The 24,428-nt window shown below is 47.3% G+C and carries 25 protein-coding genes; 14 read left to right on the top strand and 11 right to left on the bottom strand.

Annotated features, from left to right (window positions below; translation table 11 throughout):
- The first annotated feature begins 28 nt into the window (after window positions 1-28).
- The 3 genes from QMA39_RS11980 to QMA39_RS11970 all read left to right on the top strand — a co-directional run bounded on the left by QMA39_RS11980 (window position 29) and on the right by QMA39_RS11970 (window position 3,053).
- Window positions 29-577: an isochorismatase family cysteine hydrolase gene (locus tag QMA39_RS11980; RefSeq protein WP_281658873.1), complete on the top strand. Its 549-nt coding sequence runs from the start codon at window positions 29-31 to the stop codon at window positions 575-577.
- An 87-nt stretch (window positions 578-664) separates the two neighbouring features.
- On the top strand, window positions 665-2,023 hold the full coding sequence (locus tag QMA39_RS11975; protein WP_281658872.1) for an MFS transporter: 1,359 nt from the start codon (window positions 665-667) through the stop codon (window positions 2,021-2,023).
- Between the two features lie 88 nt (window positions 2,024-2,111).
- Window positions 2,112-3,053, top strand: coding sequence for a rhodanese-related sulfurtransferase (locus QMA39_RS11970; RefSeq protein WP_281658871.1), 942 nt, complete (start codon window positions 2,112-2,114; stop codon window positions 3,051-3,053).
- A 66-nt stretch (window positions 3,054-3,119) separates the two neighbouring features.
- Here the strand turns inward: QMA39_RS11970 and thiD are convergent, their stop codons facing one another.
- Window positions 3,120-3,923 (bottom strand): bifunctional hydroxymethylpyrimidine kinase/phosphomethylpyrimidine kinase, encoded by an 804-nt coding sequence (thiD, locus tag QMA39_RS11965; RefSeq protein WP_027956670.1) that lies wholly within the window; start codon window positions 3,921-3,923, stop codon window positions 3,120-3,122.
- 110 nt (window positions 3,924-4,033) lie between these two features.
- Between thiD and QMA39_RS11960 the strand changes: the two genes are divergently transcribed.
- The 4 genes from QMA39_RS11960 (at window position 4,034) to QMA39_RS11945 (ending at window position 7,441) form a co-directional block, all read left to right on the top strand.
- Window positions 4,034-4,357, top strand: coding sequence for an MGMT family protein (locus QMA39_RS11960; protein ID WP_206934506.1), 324 nt, complete (start codon window positions 4,034-4,036; stop codon window positions 4,355-4,357).
- Between the two features lie 29 nt (window positions 4,358-4,386).
- Entirely contained in the window at window positions 4,387-5,337 is a 951-nt protein-coding gene (locus tag QMA39_RS11955; protein WP_281658870.1) for a PD-(D/E)XK nuclease family protein, read from the top strand.
- Window positions 5,338-5,397: 60 nt separating this feature from the next.
- Entirely contained in the window at window positions 5,398-6,033 is a 636-nt protein-coding gene (locus tag QMA39_RS11950; RefSeq protein ID WP_281658869.1) for an SDR family oxidoreductase, read from the top strand.
- Window positions 6,034-6,178: 145 nt separating this feature from the next.
- Entirely contained in the window at window positions 6,179-7,441 is a 1,263-nt protein-coding gene (locus tag QMA39_RS11945) for a helix-turn-helix transcriptional regulator (protein WP_281658868.1), read from the top strand.
- Window positions 7,442-7,495: 54 nt separating this feature from the next.
- On the opposite strand, the gene QMA39_RS11940 is transcribed toward QMA39_RS11945, so the two are convergent.
- Both QMA39_RS11940 and QMA39_RS11935 read right to left on the bottom strand, forming a co-directional pair.
- Window positions 7,496-7,729 (bottom strand): hypothetical protein, encoded by a 234-nt coding sequence (locus QMA39_RS11940; protein ID WP_281658867.1) that lies wholly within the window; start codon window positions 7,727-7,729, stop codon window positions 7,496-7,498.
- A gap of 230 nt (window positions 7,730-7,959) precedes the next feature.
- Window positions 7,960-8,832 carry a 5'-3' exonuclease H3TH domain-containing protein gene (locus QMA39_RS11935; RefSeq protein ID WP_281658866.1) on the bottom strand — a complete coding sequence of 291 codons (873 nt, stop codon included), beginning with the start codon at window positions 8,830-8,832 and terminating at the stop codon, window positions 7,960-7,962.
- A gap of 174 nt (window positions 8,833-9,006) precedes the next feature.
- Between QMA39_RS11935 and adh the strand changes: the two genes are divergently transcribed.
- Entirely contained in the window at window positions 9,007-10,527 is a 1,521-nt protein-coding gene (adh, locus tag QMA39_RS11930; protein WP_281658865.1) for an aldehyde dehydrogenase, read from the top strand.
- A 40-nt stretch (window positions 10,528-10,567) separates the two neighbouring features.
- A complete protein-coding gene (locus QMA39_RS11925) occupies window positions 10,568-10,939 on the top strand; it encodes a DUF779 domain-containing protein (protein WP_281658864.1) in 372 nt (123 codons plus the stop codon).
- 63 nt (window positions 10,940-11,002) lie between these two features.
- On the opposite strand, the gene QMA39_RS11920 is transcribed toward QMA39_RS11925, so the two are convergent.
- Complete coding sequence (locus QMA39_RS11920; RefSeq protein ID WP_281658863.1) at window positions 11,003-11,716, bottom strand: GNAT family N-acetyltransferase; 714 nt, start codon at window positions 11,714-11,716, stop codon at window positions 11,003-11,005.
- Between the two features lie 108 nt (window positions 11,717-11,824).
- Between QMA39_RS11920 and QMA39_RS11915 the strand changes: the two genes are divergently transcribed.
- A complete protein-coding gene (locus QMA39_RS11915; RefSeq protein ID WP_281658862.1) occupies window positions 11,825-12,835 on the top strand; it encodes an NADP-dependent oxidoreductase in 1,011 nt (336 codons plus the stop codon).
- 41 nt (window positions 12,836-12,876) lie between these two features.
- Here QMA39_RS11915 and QMA39_RS11910 read toward each other — a convergent pair whose 3' ends face one another.
- Complete coding sequence (locus QMA39_RS11910) at window positions 12,877-13,707, bottom strand: STAS domain-containing protein (protein WP_035532791.1); 831 nt, start codon at window positions 13,705-13,707, stop codon at window positions 12,877-12,879.
- A gap of 140 nt (window positions 13,708-13,847) precedes the next feature.
- On the opposite strand from QMA39_RS11910, the gene QMA39_RS11905 reads away from it, so the two are divergent.
- Window positions 13,848-14,009 carry a hypothetical protein gene (locus QMA39_RS11905; protein ID WP_206934523.1) on the top strand — a complete coding sequence of 54 codons (162 nt, stop codon included), beginning with the start codon at window positions 13,848-13,850 and terminating at the stop codon, window positions 14,007-14,009.
- A gap of 472 nt (window positions 14,010-14,481) precedes the next feature.
- Here QMA39_RS11905 and QMA39_RS11900 read toward each other — a convergent pair whose 3' ends face one another.
- From QMA39_RS11900 to QMA39_RS11890, 3 genes are read right to left on the bottom strand one after another with little or no spacing between them, the layout of a single operon-like run.
- Window positions 14,482-14,850: a DUF393 domain-containing protein gene (locus tag QMA39_RS11900; protein WP_027956681.1), complete on the bottom strand. Its 369-nt coding sequence runs from the start codon at window positions 14,848-14,850 to the stop codon at window positions 14,482-14,484.
- Between the two features lie 12 nt (window positions 14,851-14,862).
- Complete coding sequence (gene pabB / locus QMA39_RS11895; RefSeq protein ID WP_281658861.1) at window positions 14,863-16,596, bottom strand: aminodeoxychorismate synthase component I; 1,734 nt, start codon at window positions 16,594-16,596, stop codon at window positions 14,863-14,865.
- Window positions 16,593-17,195: an aminodeoxychorismate/anthranilate synthase component II gene (locus QMA39_RS11890; RefSeq protein WP_027956683.1), complete on the bottom strand. Its 603-nt coding sequence runs from the start codon at window positions 17,193-17,195 to the stop codon at window positions 16,593-16,595. The genes pabB and QMA39_RS11890 overlap by 4 nt, the downstream gene beginning before the upstream one ends.
- A 174-nt stretch (window positions 17,196-17,369) precedes the next feature.
- Here QMA39_RS11890 and QMA39_RS11885 point away from each other — a divergent pair, with 174 nt between their 5' ends.
- From QMA39_RS11885 to QMA39_RS11875, 3 genes are read left to right on the top strand one after another with little or no spacing between them, the layout of a single operon-like run.
- Complete coding sequence (locus QMA39_RS11885; protein ID WP_027956684.1) at window positions 17,370-18,725, top strand: HAMP domain-containing sensor histidine kinase; 1,356 nt, start codon at window positions 17,370-17,372, stop codon at window positions 18,723-18,725.
- Window positions 18,703-19,323, top strand: a complete 621-nt coding sequence (locus QMA39_RS11880; protein WP_027956685.1) for a response regulator — start codon at window positions 18,703-18,705, stop codon at window positions 19,321-19,323. The genes QMA39_RS11885 and QMA39_RS11880 overlap by 23 nt, the downstream gene beginning before the upstream one ends.
- 60 nt (window positions 19,324-19,383) lie before the next feature.
- On the top strand, window positions 19,384-20,106 hold the full coding sequence (locus QMA39_RS11875; protein WP_027956686.1) for a Bax inhibitor-1/YccA family protein: 723 nt from the start codon (window positions 19,384-19,386) through the stop codon (window positions 20,104-20,106).
- Window positions 20,107-20,202: 96 nt separating this feature from the next.
- On the opposite strand, the gene QMA39_RS11870 is transcribed toward QMA39_RS11875, so the two are convergent.
- From QMA39_RS11870 to QMA39_RS11860, 3 genes are all read right to left on the bottom strand, one after another.
- Window positions 20,203-21,489: an alpha/beta hydrolase gene (locus QMA39_RS11870; RefSeq protein ID WP_281658860.1), complete on the bottom strand. Its 1,287-nt coding sequence runs from the start codon at window positions 21,487-21,489 to the stop codon at window positions 20,203-20,205.
- A gap of 101 nt (window positions 21,490-21,590) precedes the next feature.
- Window positions 21,591-22,763, bottom strand: a complete 1,173-nt coding sequence (locus QMA39_RS11865) for an MFS transporter (RefSeq protein ID WP_027956688.1) — start codon at window positions 22,761-22,763, stop codon at window positions 21,591-21,593.
- A 270-nt stretch (window positions 22,764-23,033) separates the two neighbouring features.
- Window positions 23,034-24,425 (bottom strand): amidase, encoded by a 1,392-nt coding sequence (locus QMA39_RS11860; RefSeq protein ID WP_281658859.1) that lies wholly within the window; start codon window positions 24,423-24,425, stop codon window positions 23,034-23,036.
- Window positions 24,426-24,428 lie beyond the last annotated feature (3 nt).

The following is a 24,428-nucleotide window of genomic DNA, read 5'->3' as shown; positions in this document are numbered from 1 at the left end:
GGTGTAAAGACATTCCGGGAGGGATTCGATGAATCGTGCACTACTAGTCATTGATTACACGAACGATTTTGTGGCGGATGAAGGGGCATTGACCTGTGGAAAAGCAGCTCAGGCGCTCGACCCATTCCTTACCAAGTTGAGCAGGGATTTTGTTGAGCAGGGGCAGACCCTCGTTTACGGGGTTGATGTTCATGAGCAAGACGATCCTTATCATCCGGAAACGAAGCTGTTTCCTCCTCACAATATAAGAGGATCAGAAGGAAGACATCTATATGGAAAAACAGGGAAAGTCTATTCGGCTAATGCCACCCGCTCCTCGGTTTTATACATGGATAAGACACGTTACAGTGCTTTCGCCGGAACCAACCTCGACCTGAAATTACGCGAACGGGGCGTCACTGACCTTCATCTTACAGGGGTATGTACAGACATCTGTGTGCTTCATACAGCAGTGGACGCTTACAATCTCGGATATTCCCTTACGATTTATAAGGAAGGGACCGCCAGCTTCAATGAAACTGGTCATGCATGGGCACTGGCCCATTTTGAAACCGTGCTTGGTGCCAAGGTTATCTAACAGGCGCAGCTTTCGTTTCCCGTTGGGGAAGCGGAAGCTTTTCTTATGGCCCGGCATAACAGAACCAAAAGGAAGGGAGTGATGAGGTTGTCACCATCCCCAGAACCATCTATGAAATATTTTAAAACCGTGTTTATATTAAGTGCTGCTGTTCTCATTGTTGTCATGAATACAACGATGTTTAACATAGCACTCCCGAGCATTCTGCGGGAGTTTTCACTCGAACCTTCCGAAGGAGCCTGGATTGTTTCCGGCTATTCCATTGTCCTGGCTGTCTTTACGATCACCTACACGCGGTTAACGGATTATATCCCTATCCGTCATCTGTTGACGATCGGGATCACCATTTTCAGTTTATCTTCCATTCTGGGATTCTTTGCAGATTCCTACCTATGGCTGCTGACTGCCCGTCTTTTACAGGCGTCAGGGGCCGCTGCTATCCCAGGCTTGTCCATGGTATTCGCCGGAAGGTATATTCCGCCGGCACGCCGGGGAAGTGCTTATGCATTAATCGCTTCCTCCTCTTCCCTCGGTTTTGGTCTCGGGCCTGTTGCCGGCGGGTTTATTACGGACTACGTCGATTGGAATTTCTTATTTGTTGTCACCGTTATGGTTCTATTCATCGTTCCTCTCCTTTACAGGGTCATGCCGGCTGAAACAACGAAACGTGGAAGCTTTGATGTGTGGGGCGCTGTATTATCAGGAGGTACGGCTACCTTTTTCCTTTTATACTTTTCCACCTTTACGCCGTGGTATTTAGCCGGGGGCATTCTGGCCGCCCTGTTATTATGGAGAAGAATCAATCATACAGATGTACCGTTCATTCAACCTGAGATTTTAAAGAATGCTCAGTACCGGAAGATCTTATATATGAGTTTTCTCGGTTTCACGCTTCACTTTGCTGTTCTATTCCTGATGCCGATTATGCTTGAACAGGTGTATGGAAAAGGAGCGGCAGCCATCGGCCTGATTATTTTCCCGGGAGCCATGCTTTCAGCTGTGGCTGCGGTGTATATCGGCCGTCTCATTGACAGCTACGGAAACATTAGAATCCTATTATTGTCACAGGTGTTATTAATGATCGCCGCCTTTATCTTTTACATGTTATCCGGGCTCAGCCCCTATCTCATTATGGTCGGGTATATGTTTACAAGCTTTGGATTTTCCAGCTTGTCGTCTAGCTCAACAAACGAGGTATCCCATATCCTGCCCAATGAACAGATCGGGGCCGGAATCGGGCTTAAACAACAGATCCAGTTTATCGGCAGTGCGTCCGGGTCTGTCCTTGCGGGGATTCTCCTGGATTTCAGGAAGCAGCCGTACACGGTGTCTGACTTCTCCCTTCCATTCGGCATATTGATTGTTCTTATGGCTCTGTCCATTCTGACACTGGCGCTTTATACAAGAAAGACGGAAGTTCCAAACGTTCAAAAAACTGACATTTGAATTTTACCGCAGAATCGAATATGATGGAGAATGGAAAAATTTTAATTAACCCAAACTGATATAGATAGAACAATAGGAGGAATCACTTATGAGCTCAAAAGATTATCGAGTTCTGCTGTATTATAAGTATGTTGACCTTCCTGATTACGAAGAGTATTGCCAAAACCACCTGAAATTCTGCAAGGATCTCGGGCTGAAAGGACGAATCATTGTTTCTCATGAAGGAATCAATGGAACCGTCTCAGGTACAGTAGAACAGGTCGAGGAATATATGAACTACGTCCGCTCCGATGAGCGCTTCGCAGACATCCACTTCAAGATGGATGAGCATGAAGGCCACGCATTTAAGAAAATGCACTGCCGTGTGAAGCAGGAGCTTGTCAACTGGAGTATCGATGAAGATGATATCGATCCTAAAACCTTCGGTGGGAAGCACCTGAAGCCAAAGGAATTCAATGAAATGCTGAAAGATGAAGATACGATTGTCATCGACGGCAGGAACGAATATGAATACAGGATCGGCCATTTCCGTAATGCTATTCAGCCGGACGTCAACCACTCCCGCGAATTTCCTGAATGGATTGCTGAAAATGCAGACCAGTGGAAGGGCAAGAAAGTCCTGACTTACTGCACAGGAGGCATCCGCTGTGAAAAGCTGACCGGCATTCTTAAGAAAAACGGCGTTGAGGATGTGTACCAGCTCGAAGGCGGGATCACTACGTACAGTAAGGATCCGGAAGTGAAAGGTGAGTTGTTCGACGGAAAGATGTACGTCTTTGATGAGCGTATCTCTATTCCTGTCAACCATGTAGAAGAAAAAGTCATTGCTGAATGTGAGCACTGTGGAAAAGCAGAAGACCGTATGATCAACTGCAGCAACCCAGTCTGCAACCGTCAGTATGTCTGCTGTGAAGCTTGTGAAGAAGAGCACCACGCAGCCTGCACAGCTGAATGTAAAGAGCACCCGGAAAACCGCTGGGATGCTGTACAGAAAAAGCAGATTGATAAATACGACCGTATTCACGGATAAACAAAAAGGCTTGTTCCCTCCTTGGGAACAAGCCTTTTATTACTCTGCACTCCATCAGGCCTGGACTTATCCTTTAAGCCGGTGGGCGGCATGATAAGTGGAACCGATGCCGCGGTCAAAGGATAACGCATGCTGGATGGCTGTCGTAACGAAAGACTTAGCCCGCCGGACAGAGTCCTCCACACTGTTACCTTTGGCCAGTTCAGCGGTGATGGCTGCAGAATACGTACAACCCGCTCCGCTCGTATGAATCGTCTGGACACGTTCTGATTCCAGTTCCATCATCCCACTTCCATCATAGAGCATGTCAACGGCTGGATAATCCTTTAATGCTCCCCCTTTAATCAATACATACTCCGGACCAAGGTGATAGAGATCCCGCGCAGCTGCCTTCATATCCTCAGGTGTTTCCGGTACCGGAACACCAAGCATATGGGCTGCCTCCTGTAGATTGGGGGTAATGATTTTTGCTAATGGCAGCAGTTCGTTCATAAGTGTCTCAACAGCCTCATCCTTCAGCAGCTGTGATCCCATTTTCCCGACCATAACAGGGTCCACCACTACATTCTCCACCTGAGACTCTTCAATGATTTCAGCCGTCCGCTTAATAATTTCTTCTGTAAACAGCATTCCTGTTTTTAATGCATCAACACCTACATGCTCAAGTGATGCGTATATTTGAGCTTCGATAGACACCAGCGGCTGTGTAAAAATGCCCTGCTCTGTTTTTCTATTATTTGCAACAAGAGCTGTTACAGCGCTCATTCCGTAAACATCAAATTCTTGAAATGTCTTCAAGTCCGCCTGAATGCCTGCACTTCCCTGTGAGGCTGAACCAGCGATACTTAAGACTCTTGGTATTTGTCCCATCATGGACCTCCTCTTTCTTCTCTGTTTATAAATTGTAACAAAAACAAAAGGTCCAAAGCTATCCAGTCCCCTTTTCTATCCTGTAGAATAAAGACAAAGGAGACGTGAAGATGAAACCGTTCACCGAAAGAACCATAACCATCATTAAACAGATCCCTGAAGGACACATCATGACCTATGGACAGGTCGCCCGTACAGCCGGTAACCCACGCGCAGCCCGGCAGGTTTCACGTATCCTTCACAGTATGAGCTCCAAATACCAGCTCCCATGGCATCGTGTCGTGAATGCCCAGGGGCGGATCGCTTTTCAAGATGAAGAAAAAGCGGCTGTTCAGCGGAACCTTTTAGAGAATGAAGGAGTTTTGGTACTTCATAATAAGGTGTCGTTGGAGACCTATCAATACGTGAATCATGAGCCTTATGAATCCATATAGCTGAATGTGTGAAAAAAGGATGTTTTTCTATGTTTGAAATCAAACCGTATCCCGAGTTGTCCTGGTCTCTTTCGCGGCATAAGACCATGCTGACCTGTTCCAGGAAATACGCCTATGATTACTACGTTTCCCATAATGGATGGCTGCGTCAGGCTGATTCGCTGGCCCGACAGGCGTACCGTTTAAAGAAAATCACCAATCTGGAAATGCTGTTCGGAAGCATTGTCCACGACTTGATTTATCAAACCCTGCAAAAAGTGCGCAGGGATGAGCCCCTGCCGGGCGAGAATCATCTTTTGGATGACATCCGCCACCATCTGAACCGTGGTTTCGTTGAATCCACAAAAAAAGAACACTTGTGGATGAACAGACCGAAGCACTACACCATGCTTCATGAAATATACTACAGCCAGTCCAATACCTTGCCGGCAGCCAAGGTGGAGAAAATTACAGGAAGGCTGCAGCATGTAGTGAAACACTTTTTTAACAGCCGGACATTCAAGGATGTTCAGAATAAAGAAGCAATGGAATTCATCGATTCGGAAACCTTTCGTTTCATGAAAGCGGACGGCGTGAAGATTTTTGTTGTGATGGACCTTGTCTACAAAGATGTCACAAGAAATAAATGGATCATCGTAGACTGGAAAACGGGAAAGTCCTCCGAAGAAGACCGCAGTCAGCTTTCTCTCTACGCCCTGTACCTGCTTCAAAAGTACGAAATTCCATCTTTGGACGACATCATTATCCGAAACGAATATCTCCTTGATGGAACACATGTGGAACACCAATTGGACGATCAGGATCTGATCAATGTCCAGCACCTCTATCAAATCAGTATGGAGCAGATGAAGCGTTACCTGGCCGATCCGGATAAAAATGAGCCCCTCCCCCTTCAGCAGTTTCCGATGCAGAGCAATCCTTCCATCTGTTCACGGTGCAATTATCAGGAACTCTGCTTCCCTTCCAATTCGAATGTTTGAGAAAGATGAGAAAAGGCTAAACAATTAGCAGAAGACATTCTAGAAGGAGCTGTATACGACATGAAAGTACTTGTAGCAGGAGCAAACGGACATACCGGACGTCTATTAGTAGAATATTTAAAAGCTGACGGCCATGAGCCTTACGGCCTGATTCGTAAAGAAGAACAAAAAGCAGCGGTCGAGAAGCTTGGTGGAACACCAGTCCTTGCCGATGTAACCAAGAGTGATGTAGGGTATGCGGTTAAAGGAATGGATGCGGTTATTTTCGCAGCCGGTTCAGGATCCAGTACCGGTGCTGACCAGACAGAAGCTGTTGACCGTGATGGCGCGATCAACCTCGTCAAAGCAACCGAAAACCTCGGCATTAAGAAATTCATTATGCTGAGCAGTATGGCCGCAGGTGAACCGGAACGCGGGCCTGAGGAACTGAAGCATTACATGAAAATGAAGGGCGAAGCGGATGATTATCTTGCATCCACGGAGCTTGACTATACCATCGTCCGTCCCGGCGGTCTGACCAATGAATCCGGCACGAGCAAAATCCAGGTCGGTGAAAAAGTAGACGCCGGAACGATTTCCAGAGAAGATGTTGCGAAAACAATGATTGCCTGCCTTCAAGAACAGAACTGCTATCACAAGACATTTGAAATGATTTCCGGTGACCAGCAGATTGAAGAGGCATTAAAAACATTATAATCACAAAAAACCAGGCCGCGCGCCTGGTTTTTTTATACATAAGCAATCAACATAGGCACAAAGTCATTTCATAGGACAAAAGTATTGAAAAATATAATTCTCTGCTATAATGTTAACAACTGATGCGTTAAAGGAGTAGTGAATGATGAAAGGATCATTAATCAAACAACATCGGAAATTTAAAAACATGACCTTGGAAGAACTTGCATCAGGAATCTGCTCAGTCTCTTATTTGAGTAAGATTGAGCACGATACAATCAATGCCAGCGAAGAAATTTACCGCCTCCTCGGTGAGCGCTTAAAAATTAAACTGATTGATATTAACGAAGAGTTCGACGAGGCAATATACAACAACCTGCACGCCTGGCACGAGGCTTCCCAGATGAGGGATTTCCCCCTTATGGACGAACTCCATGAAGAGTGTACTAACCAATTGAACGATAACCAGAATATTGAGTTGACCAACTTATATAAAATTGTTCACACCCGTCATCAAATGACTAAAATCGGAAAAACCCTGTCGGATGACGTCATGAAGGAACTTTCGAATATTTATGACGGTGCAAATCCAGAATATCGATTTTTCTTCCATAAAACCATTGGCGTTCATTATCTGTTATCAGCGGAATTGAAGAAATCCCTGAAGCATTTTATGGAAGCCGAACAACTCATGAATAAACTTCCCATCCACGAGGGGGAGGTTTATTTCCATTTAGCTTTAGCTTATTCAAAGATCCGATCGTTTGTTGAATCCACCTACTATGCCTACCAGGCTTTAGAGATTTATGAGGATCACCTTTATTATCAACGCATGGTTGACAACTATATTATTATTGCGATTAATTACAACTCCCTCGGCGTGCACCAAATTGCTGAAAGGTTCCTCTTAAAAGTTCTGAAGGTTGCTAAGTATCAGCTGCCTGTTACAGAAAAAAGAAGGATCTATCACAACCTCGGGATCAACTATATTAATCAGGAGAGATACTCAGATGCCTATCACTACCTTCAACAAGCCTACGAAATCGATACGAAGGAAACTATGTTCAGATCCAGCACCATATACCTGCTCGCTTTAACCAGTTACTATAGTGATGATTTAACCCAATGCTGGAAGTACATTGCGGATGGAGAGGCTGAGTCGGAAAAAGAAAATCTCCTGAAATACAAACACAAGTTTTACATCTTAAGGAATATGGTGAGTGAAACAACACTCGAAGATTCCTTCATGGAGAAGCTCGAGAATACAATTATTCCTGACTTCCGACGGTTGAATGAATACAAAGACTATAAAGAATTTGTAGAAATGCTCGGAAACCTCTATTACGAAAAACGCATGTACAAAAAAGCCGCGATGTACTACAAAGAAGCCAACCATTACAGAGAAACCCAAAAAAAAGATTTACTATAAAAAAAGGAGAAAGCATCTGCTTCCTCCTCAGCTTGTAGAGAAACCCCTGTTTCTTTACAAGCTTTTTTTGTTTCTTACCGCCAGGAGCGAAAGGGGCACCGCTCCTTGGAAGTTCTTTAAAATTGAAAAAGACTCTCCTTCACTTAGCTCACCCTTGCTGGCTGGAGGACAATCTTTTTCATATTCCGGCAGGCAGCCGTCATCAACGCCTGTTCTTTCCCTTACTCTTTTCCACGCAAGAGGCCATAGCGCAGCCCATGCCGTTCTTTTAAATCTGCGAATCTGCATAGGGCACAATCTCTCTCCTCTATATTCTAACGTCGCCACGAGGAGCGTTCGGTGGTGACGCCTGCGGGAACAGCGCGAGCCGAAGATCCACTTGGTCAAATGGGTTTCTTGACCAAGTCAGCTGAGGCCGTGCCCGCGGCAAGCATCCACCGATAAGCGGAGAACTCGGACTGGATAACACGGATTTTTCTAGAGCCTGAGGAGAAAGCATCCGCTTCCTCCTTTTCCTTTTACATCCCGGTAATGTTTTTCTTCCAGTTCTTAAATTCCAGCTCATCGAATTTGGCACCCATTTTCTCCTCATCGATATAAAACAGCGCATCATCAAGAGAACAGTCGACAGCTGCTTCACAATGAATCGCAGCAAGCTTCCGTGATAAATGAAGCATATCCAGGTTCTCTTCTATTTTGGAGCGCTGCCCTTTCGTCAATTCCTCAATATTTTCAAGGATGCCTTCAATAGTTCCATACTTCAGGAGAAGTTTCAGGGCTGTTTTTTCGCCAATCCCTTTCACCCCTGGATAGTTATCACTTGTATCCCCCATCAAAGCCTTTAAATCAATCATCTGGGATGGTGTAATGCCTTTTTCCTCATAAAAGCTGTCTTCATGATACTCAGCATAGTTTCCATATCCCTTTTTCAATAGGACAACATTCACGTTCGGTTTCAATAGCTGAAGGAGGTCCTGATCTCCTGTCAGCAGGAAAACCTGGGAATCCTCACTATACACGCGGCTGAGCGTCCCCATACAGTCATCTGCTTCATACCCGATCTGCCCAACATTCGGTATATCCAAGGCGGCCACGGTTTCTTTAGCCAGTTCAAATTGGGGAATCAGCTCAACAGGCGGCTCCCCACGGTTTGCTTTATAATCCGGATATAAATCGTTACGGAAGGTTTTACTTCCCATATCCCAGCAGCAGATGACGTGCGTCGGCTGATATGTGTCCAACGCGGTGAATAAATGCTTCATCATCCCATAGACAGCATTCGTCGGCGTCCCTTTGCTGTTGATCATATAATAATTACTCATAGCCGTGGCGTAAAAAGCGCGGAATAATAGCGCCATGCCATCGACAAGAAGTACACGGTTGGTTGTCATACATAAGCTCCTTTTTCACTAGATACTCTTATTATAACAAGAATGTCTACAGCATCGAGCGCTGTTTTCCGGTTTTGTTTTCTGTAAATTGACAATTTTCCATCTTGATGGTAGTTTCAAATTGAAGGTTTATGTAAACGCTTGCAAAATAATTTTAAATAGGAGGATGGATCTATGGTTTATGCTTTTCCGAACACAGCAGGGTCGGACGTTCAGTTTAAGGACCGCTATGATAATTTCATTGGTGGGGAATGGACAGCTCCCGTGAAGGGGCAGTACTTTGAAAATGTGACACCTGTTACCGGCCGTACCTTCTGTCAGGTCGCACGATCCACAGAAGAGGATATTGAACTGGCTCTGGATGCAGCTCATAAAGCGAAAGACTCGTGGGGGACAACCTCCGTCACGGAACGATCGCTGATTCTCAACCGGATTGCAGACCGTATGGAGGAAAATGCTGAAAAGCTTGCCATCGCTGAAACATGGGAAAACGGAAAAGCCGTACGCGAAACCCTGAATGCAGACATCCCTCTTGCTGTAGACCACTTCCGATATTTCGCTTCTGTTATTCGATCGGAGGAAGGAAGCATTGGGGAGATCGATCAGGATACGGTCGCCTACCATTTTAAAGAACCACTGGGCGTTGTCGGTCAGATCATCCCTTGGAACTTCCCGCTTTTAATGGGCGTTTGGAAAATCGCACCTGCTCTGGCTGCAGGAAATACGATTGTCCTGAAGCCGGCCGAGCAGACACCTGCGTCCATCCTTTATTTCATGGAGATGGTGCAGGATCTTCTTCCTGCAGGCGTCTTGAATATCGTAAACGGATTCGGTCTGGAAGCTGGTAAGCCTCTGGCGCAGAGCCCCCGCATCAACAAGGTGGCCTTCACCGGAGAAACGACGACAGGCCGTATGATTATGCAGTACGCTTCTCAAAATATCATCCCTGTCACGCTTGAACTTGGTGGTAAATCACCGAACATAATCTTTGAAGATGTGATGCGCGAAGATGACGATTTTCTTGATAAAACGATCGAAGGCATGGTCATGTTCGCCTTGAACCAGGGTGAGGTCTGTACATGTCCATCCCGTGCCCTCATCCAGGAGTCCATTTATGATGAATTCATGGAACGTGCGATTAAGCGGGTAAAAGAAATCAAAACCGGAAACCCGTTGGACCCTGAAGTGATGATGGGTGCTCAGGCTTCTTCTGAACAGCTGGAAAAAATCCTGTCCTATCTGGAAATCGGTAAGGATGAGGGAGCGGAATGTCTGACGGGTGGAGAACGCAACCAGTTGGACGGTGACTTTAAGGATGGCTATTATGTCCAGCCTACAGTCTTTAAAGGAAATAACAGTATGCGGATTTTCCAGGAGGAAATCTTTGGACCCGTCTTGTCTGTGACCACATTCAAAGATCACGACGAAGCCATGAAAATTGCCAACGATACCCTTTACGGCCTCGGAGCTGGTGTTTGGACGCGCGACATGAATACCGCCTATCGTTTCGGACGCGGCATTGAAGCCGGGCGTGTCTGGACAAACTGCTACCACGCCTACCCCGCCCATGCAGCCTTCGGTGGATACAAAATGTCCGGAGTCGGCCGTGAGAATCATAAAATGATGCTCGATCACTATCAGCAGACGAAAAACATGCTGGTCAGCTACAGCCCTAAAAAGCTTGGATTCTTTTGATCCCCTCTCAGATTCCTAAAAGAAAGGAGACCTCTTTAAAATGGTGGAACGTGTAAAAGCAACTGATGCTGCCCTGGATCTCATCGACCGTCTGAAGAATAAGCACGGTCCCCTTCTCTTTCACCAATCGGGCGGATGCTGCGATGGCAGCTCACCGATGTGTTATGAAGAAGGCGATCTGATGATTGGCAGTCAGGATGTCCGGCTCGGGGAAATCGGAGACACCCCCTTCTATATGAATAAGCGGCAGTTTGATTACTGGAAGCACACCCAGCTGATCATAGATGTAGTGGACGGCCGGGGAGGCATGTTCTCTCTTGAAGGAGTGGAAGGGAAAAGATTTCTTACGAGGTCCCGCGCCTTCACAGATGAAGAGTATCAGCAGTTGAAAGAAGCAGAAGTGAAGAAGTAAAAGGACTCTCTACCGGCTGCCGGGTAAATTCCCGGCAGTCTTTTTCGATCCCCTGCGGTTCATTCACTTTTGTTTCTTGTAAGCCGTCGTGACTCTTTCTTGGACACCACCCGCTTTTTCAAACAGCCTCAGCATCGCTTTATTATGGATGCTTGTCGAACCTACATGGGAGGAGGCGCCGAAGTCATGCTTCAGCCTGCGGAGAGCATCAAAAAACAACAGTGTACCCTTTCCTCTTGCACGCTCTTCAGGCACCAGTCCGAAATAAAAAATTCGTCCCTCCTTCTCTGTTCCAGGTTCAATATGAGGCATAACAATCCCAATCGGTCGGCTTTCCTCAAAAACGGTCAGGCAGGAAGATTCATACCCTTTGCCTAATTCCTGTTTGACGCTTTCCATATGATCGTCCATCGTCAGCGTTGATCTTCCGTTTGGAGAATCATTCATCGACTGCTCCCAGACTTTCATAAATAAAGGTTCTCCTATCACTGAAACCGTCTTCCATGTGTAGGAAGAGGAAACAGAACGCAGAGACTTTAAAGAGTTCCGGTAAAAAACGGTCGTGTTATGCTTGGTAAAGCCGTTGTTCAGCAGGTACACCGCTGCTTCAGGTTGATTTTCCAGCATAAGCGTAATGACCTGACCCGGGGAAGCGTCCTGTTCAAGGACATCTGCCAATGAGCAGATATCCGTTGCAGACAATCTCCCTGTATCTTCAATGGTGATATACTTATCACCTTCGATTCGTTTGATGGAACCTTCTTCTGCAGGCATCATACATGTATCCCCTTCTATTGAATGAATGTTCATTACGCAGACCCTATTACTTTTCAGCAGGGTTTAAAAAGCGTTACGATAAATATAGAAACAAAGGAGGATGATCAAATGAGTAATCGAGAAATCCAGCTGGTAGAAAGACCTGTAGGCGCACCTACCCATGAGCATATCAACATCGCTGAAACAGAAACACCTGAACCAAAGCAGGGAGAAGTCCTTGTGAAACTTCTTTACGTATCTGTTGATCCTTATATGCGTGGACGTATGAGTGATGCGAAGTCTTACGTGGCCCCTTTCCAACTAAATGAACCGATGGAGGGCGGCGTTGTCGCTGAAGTTGTGGAATCTAAATCAGAAGCGCTTGCATCGGGAGATATCGTAACCGGCATGCTTCCGTGGCAGGAATTCACAACGGCAGATCCAACTACTCTGAGAAAAATTGATCCAAGCCTCGGGCCTGTAACCACCTCGCTCGGTATCCTGGGTATGCCGGGACTGACAGCTTATTTCGGATTGATGGATATCGGTCAGCCGAAACAAGGAGAGACGCTCGTCGTTTCCGGCGCGGCTGGAGCTGTTGGTTCAGCTGTCGTTCAAATCGGGAAAATTGAAGGCTGCCATGTCGTCGGTATCGCCGGATCTGATGAAAAGCTCGCGTATTTAAAAGATGAGCTGGGTGTCGATGAAGTCATCAACTATAAAACGGATGACGTTCCTGCCCGTCTTGATGAAGCCTGCCCGAACGGAATCGATATCTACTTTGATAACGTTGGCGGTGAAATTTCCGATGCGGTTTATCCACGCCTGAATAAATTTGCCCGAATTTCCCAGTGTGGAGCGATTTCCACTTACAATACGCCAAATGCCCAGGGGCCTCGCATGCAGTCCCACCTTATTAAAGCAAGCGCCCTTGTTAAAGGATTTACTGTAGGCGATTATCAGGATCGTTTCAGTGAAGGCTTCCAATACTTGTCTCAGAAACTTCAGGAAGGCCGGCTGACGTATGAAGAAACGATCATCGAAGGTTTTGAAAACGTCCCGGACGCTTTCTTTGGACTGTTTGAAGGGACCAACCTCGGAAAACAGCTCGTCAAAGTAGCTGAACCTTCCCATTCCTAATTTTTAAAAAACCTGTAGAAGGGAAGCCTTCTACAGGTTTTTTACGTTTCAAGCGATGTGGAAGGGCGCTGGATCCCCAGATCACTAAGCGCCTGTTCAAGGCCGCCTTTCGTATGGATCCGTTTAAAGTTGACCCCAAGGTCCACCATTGTTTTTGCCATTTCCGGTCTCAGCCCTGTCAATGTCGTTTTCACACCGACAAGCTCCAATGCATGAAAGATTTGATAAATGTAATTGGCTACATACGTATCTATGATCGGGACCCCGGACACATCGATGAACAGCTCATCAAGATCCAGTTCCGTACTCCGGCGCAGAGACGTATCCATCACCATTCTTGCCCTTGGGGGATCGACCTCTCCTATAAGGGGCAGAACCGCCACCCCTTCAACGATGGTAACCACCGGCACAGATAATTCTGCGAGTCTGGTTTCTTTCCGGTCTGCCTCCTGCTGGATGCTCCTTGAATAACATTCGCTGAAATGCCGGGTAACTTCATCAAGGATGGAACTGATCGTTTTACTTACTTTTATAATCACTGAAGAAGAAAAAACGTCCTGTTCCACCTCTTCCTGAAAGTGATCCCAAAGGACCCGTCGGACGAAATGTACAGCTCGCAGCGACTGAGATAACTCCCCACCCTGGTTGATTTTGCTTTCCACTTCTTTCTCCGACCAGTTCTTCACTTTTTCATGAATTTCCAACGTCTCTTCTTCCAGGCTCTGGGCAATATAAATGAACAACTGCTCCCAGTCAGCAGTCATGAGGGCTTGTACCCCATATTCTTTTTTCTTCAACGCCTTGACTTGTTCACCCAGCGTCTCCTTGCTGGATAAAATCTTTTCTTTTATGTAGGACAGCTCATTATTCATCTGCAACCGTCTCCCTGTTTAAAGTATTCTTTTGTCCTAACCATACCATAAACTATTTTTTGAAAGAATAACTATGCCTATTCTTCTTTGTTCGATTTTTGTATGATGAGAAAGAAATAGTTTATCCATGGAGGATCAATATGAATAAAGCGACTTTGATTGTTTTTCTTGTACTCTGTCTTCTCTTCCTGACCAGGGGGCTCTACATTGGTGTTTCCCACGGGGAATGGACCTCTCTGATCATTGCCCTGCTGATCATTGCATTTGGATCCTACCGCCTTTATAAGAAAAACCAAAAATAAAGCCTTCTGTAAAGAAGGCTTTCAGCTTGTAGAGGAACCTCTGTTTCTTTATAAGCTTTTTTCTTTCTTGCCGCCAGGAGCGAAAGCCCCTTCCCTTTCCGCGGACGAGCGCCCGAGCTTCCTCGCAAAACCCACGCTCGGCGATCTCGGGCCACTCGTTCTTCCGCAGGAGTGGAAGGGGCACCGCTCCTTGGGCGTTCTTTAACATCGAAAAAGACTCTCCTTCACTTAGCTCACCCTTGCTGGATGGAGGAGAGTCTTTTTCATATTCCGGCAGGCAGCCGTCATCAGTGCCTGTTCTTTCCCTTTTTCTTTTCCACGCAAGCGGGAACAGCACGGGCCGAAGATCCACTTGGGCAGGCAACCTTCCTGGCCAAGTCAGCTGAGGGCGTGCCCGCGGTATTCATCCACCAACAAGCGGTGTGACCCTTTACACGACAAATGGACAACTCTAACTGGTTAACACAGGCTTTTATGCATATCTGGGAAGATCGTATCTCCCGAACCACTGATGCCTGTGGGCGGAAAACCAACGGTATAATGGTGACCCGATCCGGGAGGCGCCAGGGAGGGATAAGAGGACGCCCAGGGCTGCAAAAAAAGGCAGGGCAAGCATCAGCCGCCGAATCGTCTCAAATCCCTGAGTGATTTCTCCCTGCTTTGTCAGCATATGAATCTCGTCGAGGACATTTCGATCCTCTAAGTAAGGGTAGTTCCCATTTTTCTCTGTTTCCTGTACAGCTACCCATTTAATCTGCCCCATCCAGTCAAACTTTCTCAATACTTTTTTTACATAGAAGCAGAAAGGACACTGCGCATCGTAAAACACGATATGCTTCACTGGATCACTCCTTTATGAAAACTCCACCTTCACCCATCCGCGCAGGGCGTTCACCATCCAGATTTCATCGAATTCTCCAAGCTGATCCTTGTAGAGAATTTGTTCCTTTATCCGTGACTCATCCAACAGGTACTGCCGGTATGTCCCTCCGAGAAGACCACTGGTTACTGGTGGGGTGAGATACTCTCCTTGGTATTTAACGACAAGGTTCGCTATTGTGAATTCTGTCAGTTCCCCCCGTTCGTTCCAAAGCAGAACAGCCGCTTTACCGGGGTTCTTGTGTCTCTCATACACTTCCCGGTGGGTGGTTTTATGAAACAAAAAAGGATTCTGGTCGGACACAGGAGCGTCGGCAAGAGCGGTCTGAACCAGAGAAGCAGGCGGATCCATCGGTGTGACCTGAACTTCCTCCCGACCCTTTTCACCCATGAGCAGCCTTACTTTGTACAGCCCCTCCGGCCGCTGAGCCGCTTCATCCAGTAAACGCGTCTTCAATCGGGATTTATTTAAAGAGAATCGGAAATACCGGGCCGATCGTTCCAGCCTCTCCAGGTGGTAATCCATTAGGTGAAGGTGTCCCTCCTCCAGCTTCATCGTCTCCAGAAGATGAAAATCGGGACGGTTTTCAGTGAGAAGACGCGCTTTGGTAAATACCTCCTGATATTCCCCTTCTGATGTCGAATCCCATGTTACTCCGCCCCCGGTTCCATATACCGCCCTTCCGCTGTCATGATTGATCATGATCGTCCGGATCGGGACGTTAAAAACGGCTTCCCTCCGGGGAGTGATAAAGCCGATCGCTCCGCAGTACACGTCACGGGGAGAATCTTCAAGCTTTTGGATGTATTCCATTGTCCGCACCTTAGGCGCCCCCGTAATTGACCCACACGGAAACAACGCTTCAAATACCTGATACATCGTAAAAGAGGCAGGAAGCTCCCCTGTGACGGTGGAAGTCATTTGATGGACCGTAGGATAGGTTTCTATATCGAACAGAGCCGGTACACGCACAGACCCGGGTACGGCAAGCCGGCCGAGGTCATTCCTTAAAAGGTCGACAATCATCAAATTTTCTGATTTTTCTTTTTCAGAGACTTGAAGATGTCTGTACTGCTCTTCATCTTCCCGGTGAAACCTTCCACGCGCAGCCGTCCCTTTCATCGGCTTTGCTGTAATCGTGTCGTCGTCCATCCGGAAAAAAAGTTCAGGAGACGCGGATAAAAGACTTTGTCCTCCTATATTTATATAAGCACCATAATCAGGCTTCTGATTTTTAATCAAACGCTTATACAACGAATAGGCATCCCCGGAAAACGCTGCTTCCAGTCTTGTCGTATAATTGACCTGGTACGTGTCCCCCTCTTCTATACCCTTCTTTACTTGCTCGATGCCTTTTTGGTAGTGCTCATAGCTGCCCTTCATTTTCCACTGGGACACATGAAAAGGCAGGTCCGAGGAAGGCTCAGGAGCGTCTATCGCCTGCTCAAAGATACCGAACCAGACGAGCGGCCATTCCGGTGAATCATGAACAGCGAACGCCTCATCAAAAGCCGGTGCTGCCTCATAGGAGACAAATCCTGCCGCATAATACCCTTCATCGAGAACATGCTCCAGCCGATCGAAAATCCCCTTCACTTCCCGGTGATCGTCGGTGGTTAAGATTTCGACCGGTTTTTCAAATCGGCTGTTCTCCTTTTCCCCGTGCTCGTTCACAAACTCAAAATGCAGGAAAGGCGTTTCGTTCATACAACCGCTCCTTTCCTGCCGGCTTGGTAGTGCAGAGCCTGCTGATACTTGTTCCACAGCATCGTAAAACCGTATTCAGTGAGAATCGATTCCGGGTGGAACTGGATCCCTTCCACTGGATAGTCTTTGTGCCGGACCCCCATAATGCTTCCATCTTCAGATGTAGCTGTCCGTTTAAGCTGCTCCGGAAGCTGGTGCTTATCGGCCTCAAGGGAATGGTACCGTGTGACCTGAACCTTTTCCGGAAGCCCTTCATACACGTGTGCCCCGTCATGGGTGATTGCTGTTACTTTTCCATGCATCGGCTTCCTCCCTTTACGGACCAAGCCTCCATAAGCTTCTACGATCAGCTGGTGGCCGAGACAAATACCGAGGATAGGGATGTCGGCTTCAAAGGTCCGGAGCACCTCCAGACAGACGCCGGACTCTGATGGTTTACCAGGCCCAGGGGATAACACAATCAGGTTTGGTGCAAGCAGGGAAATTTCCTCTACCGATACGGCATCATTTTTCCTGACGATGACATCTGTGTCCATCTGCCGAAAATACTGTACTAAGTTATACGTAAAAGAATCATAGTTATCAATAACGATGATCATAGCTTCGTTCACCTTTCGTCCGTAATCATAATGCTTTCATTATACTACCCTTTGAGGTCCTCCTCATAGGAAGAACTGCTGGTAAAATCCATCAGCTCAGGAAAAAACAATCGAAAATGCCTGATGGATATATTAGAATGTATAAAAAGATGCGCTCCAGTGAGGATGAATCAAATGTGGAAACAACTGCTTTATTCAAAAAGCATATGGATCAAAATCGCCTGTATCGTAATCGGTATTACGATGCCGTTGTGGCTGAGTATTGAGCGGACAGGCATTGATGAATGGATGGGAACCCTCCAAACCGACCCCGATGGAAGCACCCTGATGCTTGCTGCCTTCGGCCTTGTCATGCTGAACACCATCCGGGCGCTGCCCCATTATATCGGTGCCCTCCTTCTTGGTGATGAATTAGGCAGACGCCTGGAACGGCCCTGGCTGAAGATTGCTGTACCGTTTGTCATCATTCCTCTTGTCTATGCCATCATCAACGGGTATAATTCGATCAACTATCATTTTGGCGGACCCGCCATCATTCTATTATTGTCCATAGCTGTTCTTCACCTGTTAGGAAAAGGGCAGCTCCGCCCGATTTACAAAGCCTTTATTCTCGCCCAGCTTTTATTCGGATTCCAGTGGCTGGACACGATCACATACCTGACAGCATTCGGATTCGGGGGCGGAGAACTTTCCATGCTGGTGAAAACTACGGCAGAACTGCTCGGATTTGAACAGGCGATCAGCCTTTACAGCTTCCTTTTCTTCGCCTTCTTTATCAGTAACGCTACCGTCCTTGCTGTCTACCTGACTATGGCAGAACAGAAAACACGAATGAGGCAGGACCTCGATATTGCCCGTCTCGACATGGTGGAATCCAGATCCGGCCGGGAAGCTCTGCACCTCGTGCATGATTTGAAAACACCACTCTCTTTAATGGAAGGGCTCAACTCCCTCATCCAGATGAAGACAGAAGACAGGGAAATCCTGCAGTACACCAATAAAATATCCTCATCCATCCAAGCCACCAGCGATATGGTTTCCGAAATCCTCTATCATGAAAAAAAGAACTGGTGTTCATTAAAGACTTTCATCGAATATGTCAGGGCCAATAAACTGTCAGAATCGGAGACGATGTACACGTTTGACCTGGCTGCGGATGAAGAACTGGAAATCAACATCAACAAAATCCGTATGACAAGAGCGCTTGTCAACTTAATTGATAATGCCGGAGATGCGGTCGAAGGAAAAGCAGATGCCAAAGTCACGATTGCTACGAAAGAGAGCAGGCAGGGCGTATCCGTCGGTGTCCAGGATAACGGCCATGGTATCAGCAAAGAGAACATCAATAAAATATGGAATGCAGGCTACAGTACGAAATCCCATCCGGGCGTCGGCCTGACATTTGTGAAAAACGTCGTGAAAGAGCATGGCGCTGAAATGACGATTGAAAGTAAGAAAGGCATAGGAACTACGTTCTGGATTCACTTACCGAAGGAGAGAGTACGAGATGAAAATATTAATCATGGATAATGACGAATCTCTTAGATACATGCTTACGGAATTCTGCCGCCATGCCCAATGGGAGTCCGATACGGCCGCCAATGGCCGTGAAGGCGTGGACCTGTTCCTGAAAGGAAGCTATGATGTGATTCTTGTAGACTACCATATGCCTGAGATGGACGGTTTACAGACGGTCAAGGAAATCCGCCGGCATAACTCGATCGTGCCTATCCTTGTCCTGACCGTCGACGAAAGGCAGGAGGTCGCCGACCGTTTCCTCGAAGAAGGGGCGACGGATTTCGCATTAAAGCCTGTGAAAGCTCCTGATCTTATTTCGCGGATCAAGCTTCACGCCCAGATTGCGAATATGAAACATGTTCAGGAAGAAGAGGAAGATGTCTTTACCGCCAAAGGAATCAGTAAAGGCACGCTCCATTCCATCGCTCAATACTTACAGGAAAACCGGGAAGCCTTCCCTGTCGACGTGATTTCTAAGGAAATCGGCCTTGCCTATCCAACGGTCTACCGTTACTTAATGCACCTGCTGGAAGAAGGAAAAGTAAAACAGGTGGTGAGCCACCAGCGCATCGGCCGTCCGAAGAAATTATATAAATGGTATGCTCACTAACATACTTCCCCCGCCATCAGGGTACAGGGGTATCGAACGATTTATAAAGGAGGCTCTCTATTGAGAACCAGCAACCCGATATTGAAAACAGAAGCGTTCCAGCGATCCCGCGAACAGGGGAAAACGATGACACTGGGCGGAACGATCGCCAAAATAGCCGTTTTGTTCCTGTTCCTGCTTGGAACTGCCGGATATACATGGTACCAGTACGCCCAGGGTACCGACGTGACGATGATGATGTTGATCGGGGCGGTCGGAGGTTTGATTTTCGCTCTGGTTACCGCTTTTATACCTAAAGCCGCTCCCATTACCGCTCCCATCTATGCAGCGTTGGAGGGGTTTTTGATCGGCGGTCTTTCTGCTTATGCGGAAGGTGCTTATTCCGGGATTGTCATTCAAGCGGTCAGTTTAACACTGGCGGTCATGGCTGCACTGCTTTTTCTATATGCCGCCCGAATCATTAAGGTAACGAGGAACTTCCGTTTGATGGTTGTTTCCGCTACCCTCGGAATATTACTCGTCTATCTTGTGCAGTTCATCCTGCAGTTTTTCGGCATGGAAGTGCCCTATCTCCATTCAAGCGGCCCCATCGGCATCGGCATCAGTCTATTTATTACCGCCATCGCTGCGTTGAATCTCGTCCTTGATTTTGACTTCATCGAACAGGGAGTGGAACGCGGTGCACCTAAGCATATGGAATGGTACGGTGCCTTCGGTTTGATTGTCACGCTGGTCTGGCTGTACATTGAGATTCTCAGACTCTTACAGAAGATTCGGCGCTGAAACACTAAAAGCATGAAAGGAATCTCATGGTTCCTTCCATGCTTTTTTCAGGGCAGCTCCTGAAGATTCAGAGGCTGCCCTTTTATAACAAGATCACTAAAAACCGTTGGTCTGTAAAAATGTGATCAGTGGCTCCGTGAGAGTCTCCGGCAGTGGAAGTTCCGGATCAGCATACGTTTCCAGATTTCCTTCGCGGTCTTCAGGGGCTTCCTTCAATACATGATTCATCCCTTCCACGAGAAGAAGCTCCGACTCCGGCGCCGCTTCCTTCAACCGTTCAGCTTCCTCTACTGGAATCTGAATATCATGGGTTCCGTTCACAAGTAAAACCGGCATATCCAGCTCCCTCAACTGGGCAGATGGATTGTAGCTCATCCACGAACGGAGAAACGGCTGCAGGTCAGAAGCAAATAAGCTCTGGAGGGGAGGGCTGACGCTTCCTATATCCTCTCCGTTCCTCAGTTTCTCCAATACGTCCAGGCTTTCCTCATACAACTCCTCGGTCAAACTCTCCTCAAGCTGGGCTTCAAGTACTCGATCAATCGGCTGTCCAGCGCCGGCAAGGGAGACATAAGCATCCACAGCATGGCCTTCAGCGGCCATCATGCCGACAAGCGATCCCTGACTGTGCCCGATGACAGCTGTTTTCGTAAACCTGTCATCCCTGGAGAGTTTGTCGATCCATTGGCTGGCATCATGAACGAACACTTCAAACCTCATGTTTTGATTATCCATAACAGCCTCACGGTTCTTCCCCGCGCCCCGCTTATCATAGCGAACAGAAGCGATGCCGGATTGCGCAAGTTTCCCAGCAAGCATTTTCAGGCTGTCATTCCTCCCCTGCACACCCTGCGAATTTCCGTTACGATCCGTCGGACCTGATCCGGGGATGAGCAGGGCGACCGGCGCCTGTTCCAGCCCTTCAGGCATCATCAATTCCCCGTAGAGGGTGGCTGAATCCGTCTCTATACTCAGAAACTCCCCCACTTCTTCAGGGGCCGCTTCTTTTTTCTGCATTTGGAAACGATAGGACTGTCCTTCCTGGGTAAATGTCCCCGCAAGCTCCCCGTTTGTTAATTGTCCATGGAATTGAATGGATTGACCCGGTACCGGCATCGTAAAAGCTACTTCCTCCCCGCCTGCCGTAATATCCGACAAGACGAAATCTTCCACGTTTTGTGCGGGGATGCTGATGGTTCCCTTCCATTCTTCTTGTTTATCCATATGTATAATAATGCCAAGCGGCTGTCCCGGCACTTCAATGGAACCTTCCCATCTTCCTTCCAGCATTTCAACACTCCTTTCATCTTCTCCACTTTCTCCCGTTTGACACCCAGCTAAGAAAAGAACGACCAGGAAGATGCCCCCTATCCACTTATCCATCGCTTCCCCACCCTTTCCTTTCTTAAATTTTACAGGAAATCCAGGTGAATATCACAACTTCAATAAAAAAACTCCGCCTCTTCAAGGAGACGGAGTAAACATCAAGCCTGCTGCTGACGGGATTTGCTGCTGTTCATAAAGAAGGTCATGAGCAGCATAAGGGCGAGGAATACAAGCACGATGCTGAATCCACCAGCCATTCCGAAAATTTCAGAGGCCAGGCCTACGATGTAACCGGCAATACCCCCGCCAATACCGGCGGCAATATAAATCAGTCCTAAGGCAGAGCCGCTTGTTTTAGACATCTGCGTCCCAAACGCTGTCGCTGTCGGGAACAATGCTGAGAAGAATAGACCGGCTCCTGCGAAAAGATACGGGAAGCTTTCCGCTACAAGGAAACTGATACCGACCATAAGCAGCGCCCCTGCCGAAAAGCTGATCAGGATCACCCGCTCGTTCACCCATTTTGTAATATAGGCGGCTGCGAGTCTTCCAACCATAAAGAAGACAGAGAAAATCGATAGAATAGCGGCTACCAGATCTTCTTTTTCTGCTGATGCCATGCCTCCTAAATCAAGCGATTTGAGGTAGACCGGGAAGAAGTTTGTAAAGGAAACCTCCGCCGATACTTGAAAGACGAGAAAAATCATAAGGAAAACGAATTGAGCATCCTTCAACATCGGAATAAAAGCCTTCAAATCGACTTTTTCCGCTTTCCCTGAAGGGAAGGCTACACTTGTGATATAGATAATGACAGCGACCAGTGAAACCGCAATGCCTATATAAAAATATCTCCAGGACGCGAATTGGAAAAGGAAGTTCAATACTTGTGGAAAGATGACCATCCCAAGACCATAAACACCCATCGCGAGGTTGAACATCTGGTTCTGCTTTTCTGGATAAGCTGCGGGAACGATCGCGTTGGAAGCTACCCCGAGCGCTCCAAGACCAAAACCGACAATCATATAAAAACCGAGGAAAAACATAATATTGGGGGCAAGGCCTGTACCCAGGAATCCAAGACCCATAATAATCGAACCGATGATGGTCATCGTACGCAGACCTTTTTTGTCTGTGTAATATCCAATGATGACACTGGCAAGCGTAAAGCCAAGCTGGAAGATTAAAACGACAAGACCAAACTGGCTCATGTCCAGACCCAGATCATTTTCCACCTGGTCTAGGACAATCCCTTTGGTGTTGGTCACCCCGCCTGATATAAATTGAGTAAACATTAAAATGATTAAAGCGTGTAAACTTTTCCCTTTCTTCATGTATGGTACCTCCTGATCGTCTTTTGTATGGGAACATTTTCAGGAAATACCCCGGTTTTTTTTCAGTAAAACTCCATTCTTCTATGTAACCGTTTTTTTATAAGTATTTTTACTATTATTCCAGAAAAATGATCCCCTCTTCCTGCGAATATCCTTTATTTTCCCGGTTACCCACCACTCATAAAATCTTAAAACACGGCATGCAGAGACGGAGATGACCTGATCTATGAAAAAAATAAGGCTGGCGGGAGAACCCGCCAGCCTTATTTATTATATTAATGTTTCATAACGGTGGAACCATGGCTCCGCCTCCTCCAGCTGCGCCGCCAGTTTAAAGAGCGTCTTTTCATCTCCGAACCGACCCGTGAAGTGGGAACCGACAGGCACATGGTTCTCTTTCCAATACAGAGGCACACTCATCGCAGGGAGCCCCGTCACATTGGCTGCCGGGGCCAGGTGGGCATAGGCCGCTGAAACAGCAAGGATTTCATCAATCGTCTTCTCTTCCCCGTTATAACAGCCGAGCGGAAGTGCTGAAGAAGCATTGACCGGGTGAAGGAGAACATCGTACTTCTCAAAGAACGCATGGAATTTCGCACTTTCAGCCGCCAGATAGAGACGTGCTTTTTCATAATCTAGAGCTGAATAGCCTTCTGCTTTTTCAATAAGTGTAGAAAGCATCCGTTCTACGCTGTGACGGTCTGCCGTTTTCCCATTCATCCGTGCCGCTTCTTTCACGGCCAAGGCGCCTCCTACCACCCACACCACGACAAAAGCGTCCATAAACCGGTTCAAATCAATGTCCGGATACGCCGGCTCGACGTGATGACCGAGCGATTCACACAGCCGTGCCGTTTTATTTACGGCTTTCCGAACATCTTGACTGATCGGCATAACGTCGCCGAAATCAGCCATATATCCGATTTTCAACGAGCCCAGATCGCGATGATCCAGGCCGGCATAAGGTTTTCCCTGCGCAGGAGTGGCAAATAGATCCCCTTTTTGCGGGCCTTCTAAAATATCAAGCAGAGCTGCACTGTCCCTGACAGATTTAGTCACCCCATGACTTACCGCAAAACTGTTCAAGTGCATGGAGAATGGCGTCCGCCCCCTTGTGGGCTTAAATCCGAACAACCCGGTGTTGGAAGCAGGAATCCGGATAGAGCCTCCACCGTCACTGGCGTGGGCGAAAGGAACCATCCCTGATGCGACGGCCGCTGCAGCTCCACCACTCGATCCGCCGGGTGAGAAATCTCTGTTCCACGGATTTTTTGTAAACCCGAGATGTACAGACTCTGTCGCTGGTGTAAAGCCGAATTCCGGGGTGTTGGATTTTCCAATAATGGTCAAGCCTCCTTTTCTAAAGCGCTTGACGAATTCATCATCCCACCCAGCCTTGAACCCTTCCATCACTTTAGAGCCATATGTTAAAGGATGGCCTTTCACAGCATTCAAATCTTTAATCAAGAAGGGCAGCCCCATAAATGGACCATCGGTGTTCACAGGCTCTTCAATTTGATGAACAACCGCATTGAGATCCGGGTTTTTCCGGTTGATTACAGCCCGGTAATGATCGATCACTTCTTCAATTTTCCATTCTTTTTGAAGGAGTTTCATTCGAAGCTCCCACGCATCATAACGGTAAAGTTCACGGTGTTCCATTAT

This window comes from Halobacillus sp. Cin3 (assembly GCF_947311855.1).
Classification (GTDB): domain Bacteria; phylum Bacillota; class Bacilli; order Bacillales; family Halobacillaceae; genus Halobacillus; species Halobacillus kuroshimensis.
This window is presented reverse-complemented; position numbering and strand designations above follow the sequence as displayed.